Raw genomic sequence first — 15,419 nt, forward strand, 5'->3', positions numbered from 1 at the left:
CACTTAAACGTACAGAGTCACGAGTCGGAGTTCGATCCATGTTGACCTTTAAGAAAGCCCTCTCTTCATCGATAGGCAAGAAGTATTTGATGGCAGCCAGCGGGCTCTTGCTCATCGGATTTCTAGTCACCCACCTGGCTGCAAACCTGCTGCTTTATTTGCCCGACGGCACGGCATTCAACATGTATGCGAAGGGTTTGAAAGACCTCGGCCCGGGCCTCTGGGTGCTTGAGTCGGGTCTTTTTGGACTCTTCCTATTGCACATTGCGGTGGGCGTGAAGTTGCACTTTGCGTCTCCCAAAGGTCGTCCAAAAGGTTATGTGGCTGGTCAGAGCAGCAAAGGCGGCCAGAGCAAGTACGGGATTTCATCGAACGCGATGAAGTGGACGGGCGGCATTTTGGCGCTCTTCTTAGTGGGCCACGTGGCGTGGTTCCGTTTTGAGGTCGGTGTCGAGGGCGACTACATGACCACGCTCAACGGGGAGCCGGCGCGAGACCTTCACAGGTTGGTTGTGGATACGTTCCAAAACCCTATCGTGGTGGTCGTGTACTCAGCAGTGATGGCGCTCTTGTTCTTCCATCTTCGACATGGATTTTGGAGCGCGTTTCAGTCGCTCGGCGCGATGGCGCCGAAATACGACAAGGCGATTTATGGGGCGGGCTTTGTAGTCGCAGCCCTTTTGGCGGCAGGCTTTTTGGGTCTTCCGTCGTACATTTACTTCATGAAGTAATCAGGAGCAGATCATGACGCTTGACGCAGGAATTCCCAGCGGACCGCTGGATGAAAAATGGGATCGATTTAAGGCTTCGATGAAGCTTGTGAGTCCCGCGAACAAACGCAAGCACACGATCATCGTCGTGGGCTCAGGACTGGCCGGAGCGTCGGCTGCAGCCACGCTCGGCGAGCTCGGCTACAACGTGAAGTGCTTCTGTATTCAGGACTCGCCGCGTCGCGCCCACAGTATTGCGGCGCAGGGCGGTATCAACGCCGCCAAGAACTACCCGTACGACGGCGATAGCGTCTACAACCTCTTTTACGACACCATCAAGGGTGGCGACTATCGCTCTCGTGAGGGCAACGTCTACCGCCTGGCTCAGGTCAGTACGAGCATCATCGACCAGTGTGTGGCACAAGGCGTGCCGTTCGCACGCGAGTACGGTGGTGAGCTCGCGATGCGCTCCTTCGGTGGTGCGCAGGTTTCACGTACGTTTTACGCGCGTGGTCAGACGGGTCAGCAGTTGTTGCTCGGCGCGTATGGTGCGCTGAATCGTCAAATCGAGGCTGGCCGCGTCAAGATGTACTCTCGCCGCGAGATGCTGGACTTGGTGGTTCACGACGGCCAAGCCAAAGGCATCATCGCGAGAAACCTCGTCACTGGTGAGCTTGAGAAGTACGCGGGACACGCGGTGCTTCTGTGCACCGGTGGATACGGACGCGTTTACTTCCTGAGCACCAACGCGTTCAACTCCAACGGCACGGCTGCATGGCGCGCACACAAGCGTGGCGCGATGTTCGGAAACCCTTGCTACGTTCAGATTCACCCGACCTGTATCCCGCAATCTGGCGACTATCAGTCGAAGCTCACGCTGATGTCTGAGTCGCTTCGTAACGACGGCCGCGTCTGGGTTCCGCGCGAAAAAGAAGACGCTCAGGCGCTGCGCGATGGCAAGAAGAAGGCCGCAGATATTCCGCGCGATAAGCGTTGGTACTATCTCGAGGAGAAGTATCCGAGCTTCGGAAACCTCGTTCCTCGCGACGTGGCGTCCAGAAATGCGAAGGCGATGTGCGATATGGGCCTCGGAGTGAACCCAACCGGGCGCGCCGTGTTTCTCGACTTCACCGATGCGATCAAAGAGTACGGTGAGGACACGATTCGTGACCGCTACGGCAACCTCTTCGATATGTACCAGAAGATCACGGGTGATAACCCGTATCAGGTACCGATGAAGATTTACCCTGCCATTCACTACGCGATGGGTGGTCTTTGGGTGGATTATAGCTTGATGACTACCATTCCAGGCCTCTTTGCGCTGGGTGAGGCAAACTTCTCAGACCACGGCGCAAACCGCCTCGGTGCCTCGGCACTCATGCAGGGTCTGGCAGACGGCTACTTTGTGATTCCGCACACGCTCGGTAACTACCTCGCGACGCAGAAGCCGACGGCTATCGACACGAACCACGAAGCGTTTGTGAAGACCGAGAAGGAAGTGACTGAGGATATCGCCAAGATCATCGAAACCGGCAAGACCGGGACGAAGAGCGTCGTGGATATCTACAAGAAGCTCGGCGAGATCATGTGGGATAACGTTGGGATGAGTCGCTCCGAAGCGTCGCTTAAGAAGGCGCTTGAGGAGCTTCCCGCACTTGTGGAAGAGTTCGAGCGTGATGTTCGAGTTCCCGCAGACAGTGACTTCAACAAGTATCTCGAGCTAGCCATGCGTACCAAGGACTTCTTGGAGCTGGCACAACTCATGGCGCGTGACGCGCTTGAGCGTGAGGAATCTTGCGGTGGTCACTTCCGGGAGGAGTACCAGACGCCCGAAGGCGAAGCGCTCAGAAATGACGACGACTTCACCTACGTGTCCGCGTGGGAATGGAAGGGTAAGGCAGACGCGCATCAGCTCCATAAAGAGCCGCTCGTCTTCGAAAATGTGAAGCTGACCCAGCGAAGCTATAAATGAGGAATGACTATGTCGAATAAGAATTTTAGGCTCAAAGTTTGGCGCCAAGAAGGCCCAGACCAAGAAGGGCGGCTCGAAGATTTTTCAGAATTCTCAAAGGACGTCAGCGAGCACGCTTCATTCCTTGAGATGCTTGACCTTGTGAACGACCGACTCATCCGCGCGGGCAAACGACCTATCGAATTCGATAGTGATTGTCGCGAGGGGATCTGCGGCTCATGTGGCTGTGTTATCAACGGACAGGCTCACGGGCCTGAGCGCGGAACGGCTGCGTGTCAGCTGCACATGCGCGTATTCCGCGATGGCGATGAGATCACGGTCGAACCCTACCGCGCACGCGCCTTCCCAGTCATCAAAGACCTGGTGGTGGATCGCGAGGCGTTCGATAAGATTCAACACGCTGGCGGTTATGTTTCGGTGAATACCGGACCAAAGCCTGACGCGAACAGCATGAAGATCGGCAAAGAGGTCTCTGACCGTGCGTTCGACGCCGCCGCATGTATCGGTTGCGGTGCGTGTGTAGCTGCATGCCCGAACGGCTCAGCATCGCTCTTCACGGCTGCAAAAGTGGCGCAGTTCGCGTTGCTTCCGCAAGGCGAGGCCGAGCGGGGACGTCGCGTCGTGAGTATGGTTGAGCGAATGGACGAACTTGGATTCGGTCACTGCTCGAATATCGGCGAGTGCGAAGCCGCATGCCCTAAGGAAATCTCCTTGGACAATATCGCGATCATGAAGCGCGAATATATGAAGGCCGTCTTCTCAGGCCACTAGACTCTCGGTCGCAATCGCGAGCATCAAATCATCCACAAATTGGCGGTCGACTTGGTCCGGAAGGGCTGAGCGCACCGCTGCGTCCTTGATTGCCACACCGATCTTCTCGGCGTAATCGATTAGGTCTTCATAAGACCATGCGCCATCCTTAATGGCCCTGAGTTCATGGGCATCTTTGCGTTTTACTTGGAGCTCGCCGGTTTCAAGTGCCTCAAGTGCCATTCTGAGCAGGCGAACCAGATGAGCGGCGTGTTTTGTGTCGTAGCCAAACTTGCGTTCCAGCTCAGCTCGGGCGGCATTCCGGCTATCTAAAGGGCCGCCGTTCTTGATGAGTTCCTCTCGGTGGTTCTGGATTCGCCGAAGCTGCCCCGTGGCGTATCCCACGAATGAATGTTGAACACGCGTCGTCAAAAATGCGTGGCGCACGGCGTAGATTGTTTGCCAGGTGGGAGTCTCAATGATCCAGTCGGTGGGATCAGTGAAGAGAATCTCCAAGGCATTTGGGTTGGAAGAGGCACAGAGGCCGAGGAATTTGGCGATATCAAAAATCGTGCACTCGAGCTTTTGAGAAAGCCCTCTGGCGGCCTCCGGATGCTCCTGCAATTGCGGGAGTACGCGCGCTTCAAGGCCCTTGGGTAGGTCGCCTTCCCCTTGTTCAAAGGACTCGAAAAGCGAGAGCCGAACGTTAAGCGGCGCAACACACACTCCCTTGAGATCCACGTCTGATGTCGCATGAGACGTGCCGTGCGCGATGCTTCCACCAAGTCCGAGAAAAATCGTGTGGTTTTCTATGGCGAAGTTCATGGCAGGACTTTATCGTGCGCAGGTCTTGGTGACGAGGTTGTAATGCGTGCAAGTGCTCTAGCTCGGTCAAATATTGCGTTGGTGAAGTACTGGGGAAAACGTGATGCCACCTTGAATCTTCCGGCTGCCGGGTCTATTTCGATGACCCTGGATGGCCTTGAGACCCGCACCACAGTTGAGTTTGGGCCTTGGGAAAGAGACAGTGTTTTCATCAACGACGAGGCACTTGAAGGGAAAGGGCTCGCGAAGATTTCCAAGTTTTTGGATTTGGTGCGCCCCGGTACGCTATGTGCCGATGTGCGATCCACAAATAGCTTCCCAACTGCGGCCGGGCTTGCTTCTTCGGCGTCTGGATTTGCTGCTCTGGCCTTGGCTGCTTCGCAGGCGGCCGGTCTTGAGTTGACTCCGCAAGAACTCTCTGTGCTGGCTCGCCGTGGCTCAGGAAGTGCGGCCCGGTCTATCGTGGGCGGCTTCGCGATTTGGCACGAAGGCCAAAAGTCAGATGGTACCGATAGTTTTGCCGAAGAACTCGTGCCGGCAGAGCACTGGGACCTCAGGTGTGTGGTGCTCGTGACTCGTAAAGGCCCAAAGGATGTGCCGTCTACAGAAGGTATGAATCACACCATGGAGACCTCGCCGTTTTACGCAGAGTGGCTCAACACCGTGCGCCGCGACATGGACGGGGCAAAAGAGGCAGTCTTCGAGAAAGATTTTGTGCGGCTGGCCGAGATATCCGAGGGAAGCTGTTTGGCTATGCACGCGAGTGCCATGGCCGCGCGGCCAGCTGTAATCTATTGGAATGCTCGGACACTTGAGCTCATCCATGAGGTGAGGCGCTTGAGGGTACAAGGAAAGGCGTGTTTCTTCACGATCGATGCCGGGCCACACGTCAAGGTCTTTACAACGGCGGAAGACTTGGACGGGGTCAAGGCGTATTTCCAAGACCACCCGAGTGTCGAAGACCTGCTCGTGGCCAAACCAGGGCAAGGAGCTGAGCTCCTATGAGTTTCGCTCCTGGAAAGCTCTTTCTACTTGGCGAGTACGCGGTATTGCATGGGGGCATCGCGCTGGTGACGGCTGTGGATAGAGGGATTCGCGCAGAATTGCGTTCGGACCGCGATGGATATCGCGTGGCGGGCGCGGATTTGGACCAGAAGCTTCCGATTAGGGTTTTGGACCATGGTGATAGGGCGGAGCTTCTGCAACGCCTTAGCGTGGACGTGAGCGCCTTCTTCGAGGGGAAAACCAAGTTAGGTCTCGGGTCTTCTGCGGCATCCTCTGTGGCGATTCTCAAAGCAGCACGTCCGGAGCTGAGTGCGGCGGAGGTGTTTCGCATCGCCGACCGCGCCCACCGCGAACACCAGGCAGGGCGGGGAAGTGGCGCTGATGTGGCAGCCTCGGCGTTTGGTGGGACCATTTCGTACCGCTTGAGTGTTCGGTGGGCGCAGCATCCGTGGATCGGGACTCCGCCTCAAGAGACGCAAGTAGAGCCTCTAAAACTTCCGGCCGACCTCAGGTTTGTGGCGGTCTGGATGGGAGATGCGGCGAGCTCCACGGAACTTTCAGGAAAAGTCGCGAAGTTGGTTTTGCACGAGGATGTGAGAGCAACCTTAAGTTCAATTGCGTCAACCGCTTCCTACGGCGTGGGCGCATGCGTGAACGATGATGCGCAATCGTTGATGGATGCGCTCTCGTCGGGTGATGCGCTCATGGAGAGGCTCGGTGAGCAGACTGGAGCGCCAATCATCTGTGAGGGGCACCGTGCGCTTCGCGAGTTTGCGGCTGAGTTTGGTTTGGTCGCAAAACCGAGCGGAGCGGGTGGAGGCGATTTTTCAATCGTTGCGGGGCCCAAGCATTCTAGATGGTTGAGGTTCTGTGCGGATCTGGCGGATTTGGGTCTTCGCGCCATACCTCTAGAGTTCGGCTACTCTCCGGATTCTGAATCGGAGGAACATAGTCCGTGAAGCACCAGATGGTGCATGGCCTCGAGCTCTTTTGCGAGGTCCGAGAACCTCTGTGAGTAGAGAGTTGGGGGCGTGAACGTGGCATAAGCTCTGAAGATCGAGGTCACCAGCGCTTGAGTATTTGGGTGGTCGAGGTGTTCGACAAGCAGGTCCGCCAGAATCTTCTTCTGAGCGTCTTTGAAGGCCTCAAACTCGCGGTGAACAGCATCACAGGCGCAATGAACCAACTCGGTGGCATGTGCACCTGGCTCGGCTATCCGGATGAAGGCGTCCACACGTGCATTCATCATGGCCATGAACTTTCCGGAGAACTCGGCGTGCTGTGCAGCTGCGCCTCGCATTCGCTCAAGCACGTAGGCGTGTTTTCGGCGCGCGAGCTCCGCCAAAATCTCGTCCTTGGACTTAAACTCGAGGTAGACCGTGCCGACACCAATATGCGCCTCTCTGGCAATGTCAGAGATGGTGGTCTTTGAGACACCGTAATGGATGACAAGCCTTTCTGCTGCGATCAATATTTTCTTTTGTCGGCTCTCATCCATTCCTGTTTTGTACCGCCGATCGGCGTGGCACTGCAACACGGAGCTGGTTTCCAAACAGGGTGAAGGTGCCTTTTAATTTTTGAATTCAGTCTTGCGACTTGATACTTTACGCCCTTTACACCGGGGCCAAAGTAGCCATGTTTGGCATAGATTCAGATTTTCAGAACATCCCCAAGGTCAGTTTGCAGATTGTTGATAAGTGTCCTTCTGGAGGCGGAACAGCGGTGGTATCAACCGCCTCCGTTAGTGCGGGGGCTTTGCGGAAGAAGATTAGGTTGAGTTCACCGACTACGCAGATTCACGGAAGGTGCCTATATGCTCGCATGGTGGGGCAGAGTGTTCCGAGTGGTGGATGGAAGGTTTGGGCTGCAACCATGGCATTCTCAAACGATCCCGATTTGCATTGAGGTGGCTATGAGAAACACGGTTCTGGTTTTGTTTTTGGTCGTGTTGTGCTTTGGATGTGTCGAAGAGGAAATCGTTCTGGCGTACCGGTATGACCCTGAAAAGCTCTGTCTGGTGGACTCCGATTCACCCATTGAAGTTGCAAGAAGGGAGCCGAAAGGACCAAATCCAACCACTCTCTTACGACCCACTTGCAGTATTAACGAAGACAGGCGTCTAGTTAGTTTTCAGACCTACTTCACCGAAGAGTTCGTGGATTGCTATCATGTTTGGGAGGAGGTCGTTTATTGGGAGGAGGTTCCGGGAAAGACGAGTATCTCAGATCTTGAGTGCCAAGATTGAACTTGTCGCTGGATGCGGAACGAAGCGCCCTGATCGCGGGTCGCAAGTAGGTGTTTGCAATGAAGTATGTACTCGTTTGCCTGGTTTTCCTTTGGGGGAGTTCGGCCTGCGTTGAGGATCAAGAGGAGGTTGTAGCCTACGAGTATGACCCAGCGAGGCTTTGTGTCGTAGATGCGAACTCACCCGTAGTGCTTGCTCATCGTGAGCCCCGTCAACGAAACCCCCTGCTATTCATCAGTCCCACTTGCAGCATCAATCAGGAGAGGCGCCTCGTCAGTTTTCAGACATACTTCTCCGAGGGCTTCGTAGACTGCTCTAGTATCTGGGAGGAGGTCGTGTACTGGGAGGAGGTTCCGGGAAGGACGAGTATCTCAGATCTTGAGTGCCAAGATTGAACTTGTTGGGATGAAGGCTCTAGAAGAGCTCTAGAGGGGAGTTAAAATTTTTCTTGGGAAAAGTGTTTGCATAGCAGTCGAAAAGTGTCTACCTTTTCAAAAAGGGCCAAAAATGGCCCATTATGACGAGGTGAGAAAATGAAACTGAAGAAGATGAATTGGATTTTGGTGCTTGGCCTTTTGGGAGGACTTGGTTGTTCGGACGATCTGAAGAGCGAAGAAAATAATCCCGACACCACGTGTGGGGCTGGAGAGTCCGTAGAGGTTGGTGGCGACAGGGCGTGTGTGTATCGAAGCGAGCTTATCGAGGAAGGCTTTGAGTGTCCGGCCTCCCTACCCACTGGATTTTTGCTCGGTGGTGGTGGCGTGGCATGTGTGGTGGGGCAGACCATGCCCGACTTGCTTGCTGAGCGTCTGGGAGAGCTCGGATATGGGCCAGAGAGCCCGGAGTGTTTTGGTGAGAATCCTGATTCCTCGTGTTTTTACACCACGGAGCCGGAGGAGGGTGGGGCGTTTGATTTAACCGGTGCCGCCAAGATTGAGTATCGCACCTATGAAGAGACGCTGAGTGCCTACTGTGTCAATGTGGGCGATGTGCTGGAGTTTTCGCTCGACCTTGAGACCAACGCCATTCAGTTTGGGATCGGCATTGAAGGCGAGGAAGGCTCGGACCGGTGCGTTAATGCTGGCGTTCCGTGTGTTGAGCGCGCAGGCTTCAGGCTGGAGCTGACTGAGACACAGGTGGATGAAATCGAAGCGCTCGTGGCAGCGGTTCCAGCACCTCAATGCACCGCAGACCCTGAGGTGGTTTGCGGCGAGAGCTGTGTGATTCCTACTCTTTTGGTGGATTCACAAGAGGTTTCGGACCTGTGCTGCGGGACCATGGTGGAAGGTTTCCGCGAGGCCTTCTACGCGGTGGTAGACTACGTCAAAACGTTGCAACCTGAGGAAGTACCGGTCTTTGATAACGCGGATTCTTTTGCAACGCTGACCTACACCACGGGGCCCGGCTTTGGTTACTGCATCAACGAAGACCAAATCGTGAGCTCGACCATCACTAGGCAAGGCGACGGAACGCTCTCGGCAGAGGGTTTCTACACGGCGGTCGGCACGGAGGGCGTGGATGAATGTCTTCCTGATACGAACGATGCGTGTTTGGTGTCTACGGCGTTTGGCCCAATGACCTTGGGCGCCACAGCGCAAACCGAACTCGAGGCTCGACTCGCCGTTCTTCCCGCGCCGATGTGCATGGAAGAGCCGGGCTTAGTCTGTGACCCATGCATTATCCAGACGCTCACGCTCGACCAAACCGAGGTCAGCGGGGATTGTTGCGGCAATACGCTGCCAGGATTTGGGCCTGCGTTCTTGGATATTGTCGAAAGCATCGAGGCCGCGCGATGAGTTCAGGCTCCGAGGAAAATTCGGACCTATTGCATCGACGAATCATGTTCTCGATGTTGGGACCCGCGGCCTATCTGGCCGCGCGCCTCGACTTTCCGTTGAAGGAGCTCACACACTTCATGCGTTTGAGCTACGTGCGTGAACTGCGGGCATCTGGCGTCACGTTGGCAGAAGCCGCGGAGCGGATTGAGGTCAGCACTCGTACTCTCAAACGACTCAACGCTGAGCTTCGCTCGGACTTCTTCCTACCGGAGATCGAGCAGACTTTGGCGCGTAGAATTGAGTTCATGGTTTGGGCCGAGCCTCAAAGTCAGGCCAGGATTTCTCAACTTCTTCCGGGCGTTGAAGTCTCCGAGATTGAGCTCGCCCTCGCAACTCTTCTGGATGAAGGGCGAGTAGAGATGGTGGAGGAGGGGAGAACAGCTAGGTATCGCGCGGTTAAACAGGTCACTAGTCTTGTGAGCGAGAACTTTGCGAGACGAATCGGCGCGCTCAATTCTCTGGTCCAGAACGTGGCGGAAACGGTCGTTGCACGTTTTATAGAGCCGCGTACGGGTTCTTTTGCGCGAACCTTGAACTTCAGGGTACGCGAAGAAGACCTTGTGGAGCTTGAAACTGCATATCGAGAACTTCTCGATCGGATGTTGGAACTCGAGGCCAAGGCAGATTCCACGTCCGTTCCCATCCGAATGTCCGTGCTTTGGACCCCGGTCGACGAATAGCCTTTCGGCGAGTATTTAAGGGCGATTTTGGGGTTGAAAGTGTGGAATTGGTGTTCAGTTTGGAAACACTTCAAATAAAAAGCTTGACTGAATTGTGAACGTTTTTAGTTTTCATTCATCATTCAATTGATGCGGATGTTCTGCACTCGATTGAAGGTATGACTAAGGAGACAAAGATGACGTTGCAAAACGAATATAGAAACGTAGTTGGCCCGCTTCCTCTGATTCCTTTGAGGAATATGGTGCTTTTCCCGAAAGCCGTGCTTTCCATCAATGTGGGGCGGCCCAAGAGCGCTGAGCTCGTTCGCGGCTTGAATCAGGGCGATCTCGTTGTGCTTGGTGTGCAACGTGAGGCGAAGATTGAGGAGCCCGAGCTCACAGATGTGTTGCCGGTTGGGACCTTGGCAAAGGTGGTTAAGGTGGTCCGCCAAAAGCATGGATTCACCATGGTAGTTGAGGGAGTTGTGCGCTTCCAGATTGAAGGGCTCGCGAGCGCTGATACCTGGCTTGCGAACGGTCGGGTGGTGGAGGACCAGGGCGATATGGCCGAGGCATCCGTCTATGCAGAAGTCCTTGTGGAGTCCGTTCAGAAGATGGTCGAAGAGAGCGGTGGCGCGCTCGAGATCGAGTTTGAAGGGGCGCCCGGTGAGTTCGCCGACCGCGTGGCCGCCACGTTGAGTCCCGGCATGGATCACGCCATGGACCTCTTGATGACCTTCGATGTGCAAGAGCGCCTGCGAGCGTTGACGAGGCTCATCGGCGAGCTTCGTGCACAGACGGCTGTGCGCCAGAAGATCGAGTCCGAAGTGCGCAACGAGCTTACCAAGAATCATCGTGAAGCGGTGCTTCGCCAGCAGCTCAAGGCTATTCAGAATGAGCTCTCTGGGGACGAAGAAGACGATTTGAGCGAGCTTCGACGCCGGCTCTCCGAACGCGACTTCCCCGAAGATGCTCAGAAAGCCGTAGACAAAGAGCTCAAGCGCCTCGAGAGCCTTGAGCCTAATCAGGCTGAGTTTGGAGTGGTGCGAAACTACCTTGAATGGATGGCGGACCTTCCGTGGGGCGTCTCGGCTGCGGACGAAGGCGATGTGGACGCGATTGAGGCACAGCTCGATGCGGACCATTTTGGGCTCGATGACGTCAAGGAGCGCATTCTCGAGCATATGGCGGTCTTGCAGCTCTCGGGCAACCCACGCGGCACCATTCTTTGCCTTGCGGGCCCTCCCGGGGTTGGAAAGACTTCACTCGGAAAGTCGATTGCGGATGCCACCGGCCGGCCGTTTGTGAGGATTGCTCTGGGTGGTGTTCGAGATGAAGCCGAGATTCGCGGGCACCGTCGGACCTATGTGGGAAGCCGTCCGGGAAGGATCGTGCATGCTTTGAAGAAGGCAGGTGCGTCCAACCCAGTCATCCTTTTGGATGAGGTGGATAAGCTCGCGAAGGGCTGGTCGGGAGACCCTGAGGCCGCCCTCTTGGAGGTTTTGGACCCGGAGCAAAATGCGTTCTTCCAGGACCACTATCTGGAGGTGCCGTTTGACCTTTCGAAGGCGCTTTTCATTGTGACGGCCAATAATTTGGAGAATATGTCAGCGCCTTTGCGCGACCGTCTCGAGATTATTGAGGTGTCTGGATATACGGTTGAGGAGAAGGCCCAGATTGGTCAGCATCACCTCCTGCCCAAACAGCGCACTGAGCATGGAATTGCCGAAGACCAGTTGACGGTCAGTGATGATGCGTTTCGAGAGGTTATCACGAGCTATACGCGCGAGGCTGGAGTTCGGCAGCTCAACCGCCTTGTGACCAAAGTTTGCCGTTCTGTGGCGCTCGAGGTTGCCAGAAAGGGCTCGGACGGTGCGGTGCGGGTTGAGGTAGAGGACGTTGAGAAGTACCTCGGAAAGCCGAAGTTCCAGTCCGAAGTTGCTGCACGTACCGCTTCGCCGGGCGTTGCAACGGGGCTCGCGTGGACGCCTGTTGGAGGTGATATTCTCTTCATTGAGACCTCCAAGATGGGTGGCGCGGGCCAGCTTCAAATCACCGGTCAGCTTGGTGAGGTGATGCAGGAATCGGCCAAAGCGGCGCTGACCTATGTGAGGAGTCATGCGGATGAACTCGGCGTCGACCCGGCGTTTTTGAAGACGCACGATGTGCATATTCACGTGCCGGCCGGGGCCGTTCCGAAGGATGGGCCGTCTGCAGGTGTGACGATTTTCACCGCCCTCACCTCGTTGTTGACCGGCCGAGCCGTAAGGTCGGATACGGCGATGACGGGCGAGGCGACGTTGCGTGGTCGTGTGATGCCTGTGGGAGGTATCAAGGCCAAAGTCTTGGCAGCCCACCGTGCGGGGATCAAGCGTGTTATCCTACCGCTACAGAATCGCCGAGACCTGGACGAGGTCCCGGATTCTGTGAAGGCTGAGCTTGAATTCCACTTCGCCGAGGATATGTCCGAAGTGCTTGAGTGGGCCTTGCTCGATGCGGATACGCCGTTGGTCGGGACTTCACTCGATGTCGACCACAAAACGGTCATCGAGGGCTAACCAGCCGCCCTGGCCAGGATTTCCTACAAACACCCACCAGATTCTCTCTGGTGGGTGAAATCGTTTGGCCAGATCTTCCTGTGAAAAGTCACCCGTAAAGCGGTCCGGGTCTGGGCACAGGCCTTCAACGAGCTTTCCTCGAATCCCCATGTAGCAAAGGCCTGAGCCCGCATACATGTACACAATGACTTGTTCTCTTGGGTTCAACTCGGTGTAGAAGACTTCTTCGCCTGTTCGGTATTCAGCGGTCACGAGATAGCCTTCGACCTCGGTACCGGTCTTCGCCTGGTAGAATCTGGGCCGGTACACGCCCACCACAGACTGAGTCCATCGTACAATTTCGCCGGGTTGAAAGATGGCCTCGGCGACCGGAATGGAGTTTAGGGACGGGATATCTGCCAATGGGACGGGCGTAGATGCGGCGTCCCAGCGTGCGGTAAAGCGCCTGCCTTCCTCCTGCAAGGGCCATCCTGGTAGTAATGCCAGCGCTTCGGGATGATGAGTGGGTCTTTGTGGGGCTTCTTTTTCGATTTGGATTCTGCCGGCCATTTGGGCGTTTCTGGCTTGTTCAACTTCGGCAGGTGGTTTGCCTACAACTTCCTCTTTGGGGGTTGAGCAGCCAAACAAAAGTGAGAGTGCGACGCTAAGGGAAATAGAGAACCTGGTCATCACCATGGAGACTCCGGAGGGTATCGATTCTTTTGAGTAGTTCTGTTCTTCTGGCCCAGAATACCTTTAAACGTTGTTCTTCGGTACCTTCGAGGCCGATATCTTCGAAGAGAATCGAGTCTGCCCAACTCGGGTCGAGGCGGCGCACCGAGAAGACCATGGACCTCGAGAATCGTTGAACGGGGTCGAAGCGTTGGTCCACGCGTGAGGAAGAGAGCGTGTGAAACGCCGCACCATTATCGAGCGAAATCATTCGCCCGTCAGCGAAGTGGTTGTTGACGCCAAAATATTCCTCGCGCTCGCTCCAGCGGTCCCAGTTATTGGTCAGGTAGTCGAAGACGAAGATATTGGAGAGCTGGCGAGCGATGGACGAGACCGGCGCCCCGTTGTGCTGGCGTAAAATCGCCCTGACGACTTCGCCGTCGCGCAGGTGTTTGATGGGCGCGATTTCTTCAGCGAGCGTGTTGTGGAGACGAGTGGGGTCCGCTTCGGCGCTGAGCCATGGTTGCCAGAGGTCCGGGACTTCGACGGGGAAGTCTACGATGGTTGGGACCCAAACTTTGAGGACGCCGTAGAGCCACTCCTCCGGGCCGTTTGGTCCAGCTTCTTCCACCCAGTTGAGGTCTACGAACCGAGCCTGATATTCGCGTTGGTGGTCAGTCTGAGCAGGGTAGAGCCGCTCGAAGTCTTTGCGGGAGATCCGGGCCGTCTGGCTTTGGGGGACGAGGAACTCGCAGACCACGATTTGGCAAAACCGCCACGCTGCGACTTCCGAGCGCCAGCCGTCTCCCCATTCCTTCTGGGCGGGCTTGAACACATGTGTGTTTTCGCCGTCCTTTCGAAGTTTTAAGGATATGGAGCGACCACCTCCGAGCGGAAGAATAGAGTCCACGTCCAGGGTAGCGATATCGATGATATTGGGTCGAAGCGACGGGTCAGAGTCGATGCTTTGATCGAAGAGTTTTTGGAGTCTTGAGTCTTCATGCCGAGACATCGCGCGCAGTGTGAGCATGCGGGCATCGTGGAATTGCCGAGCTCCGAGCTTCGCCTCGACTTCCAACACTACATAGTCGAGGTTTTCAGGGGCTCTGAGCAGGAGTTCGCCGATGAGTTCCCATGCCGCCCCGAAGTTGTTCGCCTTTATCTGGGCATTGGCCTCCTCGTAGAGCTCTTCCTCGGACTTGGCGCGCAGCTTGGCGATGCTTTTGGAAATTGCCTCGGCGCGGCCTTCTGTGAGGACAGCCTGGCGAATGGCCTCAGGTGGCTCAGGTGTGGGTTCGATGTATTCGACTCGCGTTTCGGGCTCGCGGCTCAAAGCCCAGAAAGCCGTGGCTAAGGCGGCAAGGATAGCGAACGCCCCGGCCAGCCTAAACACCCCAGACGTGAGCCGTCTCCGGGGTTTAGGTTCTGGGCCTTCAAGGCTTTCTAAAGCTCTTTGGGGCTCTGGCAGTTCCGCGGGTTCAAAGAGCTCTACGCGCTGAGGAATCGGTATTTCTTCCACGACCTCCGGAGGTCGCGCAAGTATTGGTTCTACTTGTACTTCCGCCAAATCCTCAGATGGATCCAAGACGGCTTGAAGTTCGGGTTCTGCTTCTTCAGGAGACGGATCCCGCGGGATTTCAGGGACTTCAATGTTTTGCTGAGGCTCTGGAATTTCCGGGATTTGTGGGTTTTCTGCGATTTGTCCGCGAGCCGGGACTTCAAGGATGTCTAGGTTTTGCGGGGGCTCCGGTGGTTTCTGGACTTCAAGGGTTTCAGCGTTTTGCGGGAGAATCTGGAGATCTGAGGGTTCAACGATTTCGACCGAAACTGGTTTCTGTTCAACTTCTACTTCCGTAAGATCCTCAGTGGATTCCATAACGTCTAGAGGCTCTGGCTCTACTTCTTCTTCTACTTCGCGCGCGACCTGAGCATGGGCGGTTGATGTTCCAAAAATCTCAGCGTGGGAGATGCTTCGCACGGTGCTTTCTTCGGGCACGGAGATCTCGTGCCCGCATTTTCGGCACGGCACGGCCGAAGGCCGTGTGCGGCGGATGGTCAATCTGAATCCTGCCCCGCAGTGATGGCATCTTATTTCCAATGTAGAACTCATCGCGGCATATCTTACGGTGCGTTCGGGCCCGTGTCGAAAATTGCGTGCCTGCCCTTAAGCTTGCCTTTCGAGTTCTCGTGCTTAGTTTTAGTTTGT

14 protein-coding genes are annotated in these 15,419 nt (G+C 55.8%); 10 read left to right on the plus strand and 4 right to left on the minus strand.

Features of this window, described 5'->3' with window-relative positions; all coding sequences use genetic code 11:
• Positions 1–38: 38 nt before the first annotated feature.
• The 3 genes from FRD01_RS20515 to FRD01_RS20525 are packed head-to-tail and all read left to right on the plus strand — an operon-like array spanning position 39 to position 3,453.
• Positions 39–731, plus strand: coding sequence for a succinate dehydrogenase cytochrome b subunit (locus FRD01_RS20515; protein WP_146962808.1), 693 nt, complete (start codon positions 39–41; stop codon positions 729–731).
• Between the two features lie 13 nt (positions 732–744).
• Positions 745–2,682, plus strand: a complete 1,938-nt coding sequence (locus FRD01_RS20520; RefSeq protein WP_146962809.1) for a fumarate reductase/succinate dehydrogenase flavoprotein subunit — start codon at positions 745–747, stop codon at positions 2,680–2,682.
• Positions 2,683–2,685: 3 nt separating this feature from the next.
• Positions 2,686–3,453: a succinate dehydrogenase/fumarate reductase iron-sulfur subunit gene (locus tag FRD01_RS20525; protein ID WP_146962810.1), complete on the plus strand. Its 768-nt coding sequence runs from the start codon at positions 2,686–2,688 to the stop codon at positions 3,451–3,453.
• On the opposite strand, the gene FRD01_RS20530 is transcribed toward FRD01_RS20525, so the two are convergent.
• Positions 3,442–4,257, minus strand: a complete 816-nt coding sequence (locus FRD01_RS20530) for a DNA polymerase beta superfamily protein (protein ID WP_146962811.1) — start codon at positions 4,255–4,257, stop codon at positions 3,442–3,444. The genes FRD01_RS20525 and FRD01_RS20530 overlap by 12 nt on opposite strands.
• Positions 4,258–4,299: 42 nt before the next feature.
• On the opposite strand from FRD01_RS20530, the gene mvaD reads away from it, so the two are divergent.
• Both mvaD and FRD01_RS20540 read left to right on the plus strand, forming a co-directional pair.
• Positions 4,300–5,262: a diphosphomevalonate decarboxylase gene (gene mvaD / locus FRD01_RS20535; RefSeq protein WP_249755786.1), complete on the plus strand. Its 963-nt coding sequence runs from the start codon at positions 4,300–4,302 to the stop codon at positions 5,260–5,262.
• On the plus strand, positions 5,259–6,221 hold the full coding sequence (locus FRD01_RS20540) for a mevalonate kinase family protein (RefSeq protein WP_146962813.1): 963 nt from the start codon (positions 5,259–5,261) through the stop codon (positions 6,219–6,221). The genes mvaD and FRD01_RS20540 overlap by 4 nt, the downstream gene beginning before the upstream one ends.
• Here the strand turns inward: FRD01_RS20540 and FRD01_RS20545 are convergent.
• Entirely contained in the window at positions 6,182–6,760 is a 579-nt protein-coding gene (locus FRD01_RS20545; RefSeq protein WP_146962814.1) for a TetR/AcrR family transcriptional regulator, read from the minus strand. The two genes, FRD01_RS20540 and FRD01_RS20545, sit on opposite strands and share 40 nt — an antisense overlap.
• Positions 6,761–7,174: 414 nt before the next feature.
• Here FRD01_RS20545 and FRD01_RS20550 point away from each other — a divergent pair, with 414 nt between their 5' ends.
• The 5 genes from FRD01_RS20550 to lon all read left to right on the plus strand — a co-directional run bounded on the left by FRD01_RS20550 (position 7,175) and on the right by lon (position 12,562).
• Positions 7,175–7,507, plus strand: a complete 333-nt coding sequence (locus tag FRD01_RS20550) for a hypothetical protein (protein ID WP_146962815.1) — start codon at positions 7,175–7,177, stop codon at positions 7,505–7,507.
• 59 nt (positions 7,508–7,566) lie between these two features.
• The gene (locus FRD01_RS20555) at positions 7,567–7,902 is read left to right on the plus strand and encodes a hypothetical protein (protein WP_146962816.1); all 336 of its coding nucleotides are present in this window, start codon (positions 7,567–7,569) and stop codon (positions 7,900–7,902) included.
• A gap of 138 nt (positions 7,903–8,040) precedes the next feature.
• The gene (locus FRD01_RS20560; protein WP_146962817.1) at positions 8,041–9,303 is read left to right on the plus strand and encodes a hypothetical protein; all 1,263 of its coding nucleotides are present in this window, start codon (positions 8,041–8,043) and stop codon (positions 9,301–9,303) included.
• The gene (locus FRD01_RS20565) at positions 9,300–10,025 is read left to right on the plus strand and encodes a hypothetical protein (protein WP_146962818.1); all 726 of its coding nucleotides are present in this window, start codon (positions 9,300–9,302) and stop codon (positions 10,023–10,025) included. Before FRD01_RS20560 ends, FRD01_RS20565 begins: the two co-directional genes overlap by 4 nt.
• Before the next feature lie 176 nt (positions 10,026–10,201).
• Positions 10,202–12,562 (plus strand): endopeptidase La, encoded by a 2,361-nt coding sequence (gene lon / locus FRD01_RS20570; RefSeq protein ID WP_146962819.1) that lies wholly within the window; start codon positions 10,202–10,204, stop codon positions 12,560–12,562.
• Here lon and FRD01_RS20575 read toward each other — a convergent pair.
• Positions 12,524–13,237, minus strand: a complete 714-nt coding sequence (locus FRD01_RS20575) for a hypothetical protein (RefSeq protein WP_146962820.1) — start codon at positions 13,235–13,237, stop codon at positions 12,524–12,526. The genes lon and FRD01_RS20575 overlap by 39 nt on opposite strands.
• A complete protein-coding gene (locus FRD01_RS20580) occupies positions 13,206–15,209 on the minus strand; it encodes a hypothetical protein (protein ID WP_146962821.1) in 2,004 nt (667 codons plus the stop codon). The genes FRD01_RS20575 and FRD01_RS20580 overlap by 32 nt, the downstream gene beginning before the upstream one ends.
• Positions 15,210–15,419: the final 210 nt, after the last annotated feature.

The organism is Microvenator marinus (genome assembly GCF_007993755.1).
Taxonomy (GTDB): domain Bacteria; phylum Myxococcota_A; class Bradymonadia; order Bradymonadales; family Bradymonadaceae; genus Allomicrovenator; species Allomicrovenator marinus.

What these genes read in the sequence shown, in the direction of transcription:
- FRD01_RS20515 (WP_146962808.1), top strand. Translation starts at nt 39, where the DNA reads ATGTTGACCTTTAAGAAAGCCCTCTCTTCATCGATAGGCAAGAAGTAT.
- FRD01_RS20520 (WP_146962809.1), top strand. Translation starts at nt 745, where the DNA reads ATGACGCTTGACGCAGGAATTCCCAGCGGACCGCTGGATGAAAAATGG.
- FRD01_RS20525 (WP_146962810.1), top strand. Translation starts at nt 2,686, where the DNA reads ATGACTATGTCGAATAAGAATTTTAGGCTCAAAGTTTGGCGCCAAGAA.
- FRD01_RS20530 (WP_146962811.1), bottom strand. Translation starts at nt 4,257, where the DNA reads ATGAACTTCGCCATAGAAAACCACACGATTTTTCTCGGACTTGGTGGA.
- mvaD (WP_249755786.1), top strand. Translation starts at nt 4,300, where the DNA reads ATGCGTGCAAGTGCTCTAGCTCGGTCAAATATTGCGTTGGTGAAGTAC.
- FRD01_RS20540 (WP_146962813.1), top strand. Translation starts at nt 5,259, where the DNA reads ATGAGTTTCGCTCCTGGAAAGCTCTTTCTACTTGGCGAGTACGCGGTA.
- FRD01_RS20545 (WP_146962814.1), bottom strand. Translation starts at nt 6,760, where the DNA reads ATGGATGAGAGCCGACAAAAGAAAATATTGATCGCAGCAGAAAGGCTT.
- FRD01_RS20550 (WP_146962815.1), top strand. Translation starts at nt 7,175, where the DNA reads ATGAGAAACACGGTTCTGGTTTTGTTTTTGGTCGTGTTGTGCTTTGGA.
- FRD01_RS20555 (WP_146962816.1), top strand. Translation starts at nt 7,567, where the DNA reads ATGAAGTATGTACTCGTTTGCCTGGTTTTCCTTTGGGGGAGTTCGGCC.
- FRD01_RS20560 (WP_146962817.1), top strand. Translation starts at nt 8,041, where the DNA reads ATGAAACTGAAGAAGATGAATTGGATTTTGGTGCTTGGCCTTTTGGGA.
- FRD01_RS20565 (WP_146962818.1), top strand. Translation starts at nt 9,300, where the DNA reads ATGAGTTCAGGCTCCGAGGAAAATTCGGACCTATTGCATCGACGAATC.
- lon (WP_146962819.1), top strand. Translation starts at nt 10,202, where the DNA reads ATGACGTTGCAAAACGAATATAGAAACGTAGTTGGCCCGCTTCCTCTG.
- FRD01_RS20575 (WP_146962820.1), bottom strand. Translation starts at nt 13,237, where the DNA reads ATGGTGATGACCAGGTTCTCTATTTCCCTTAGCGTCGCACTCTCACTT.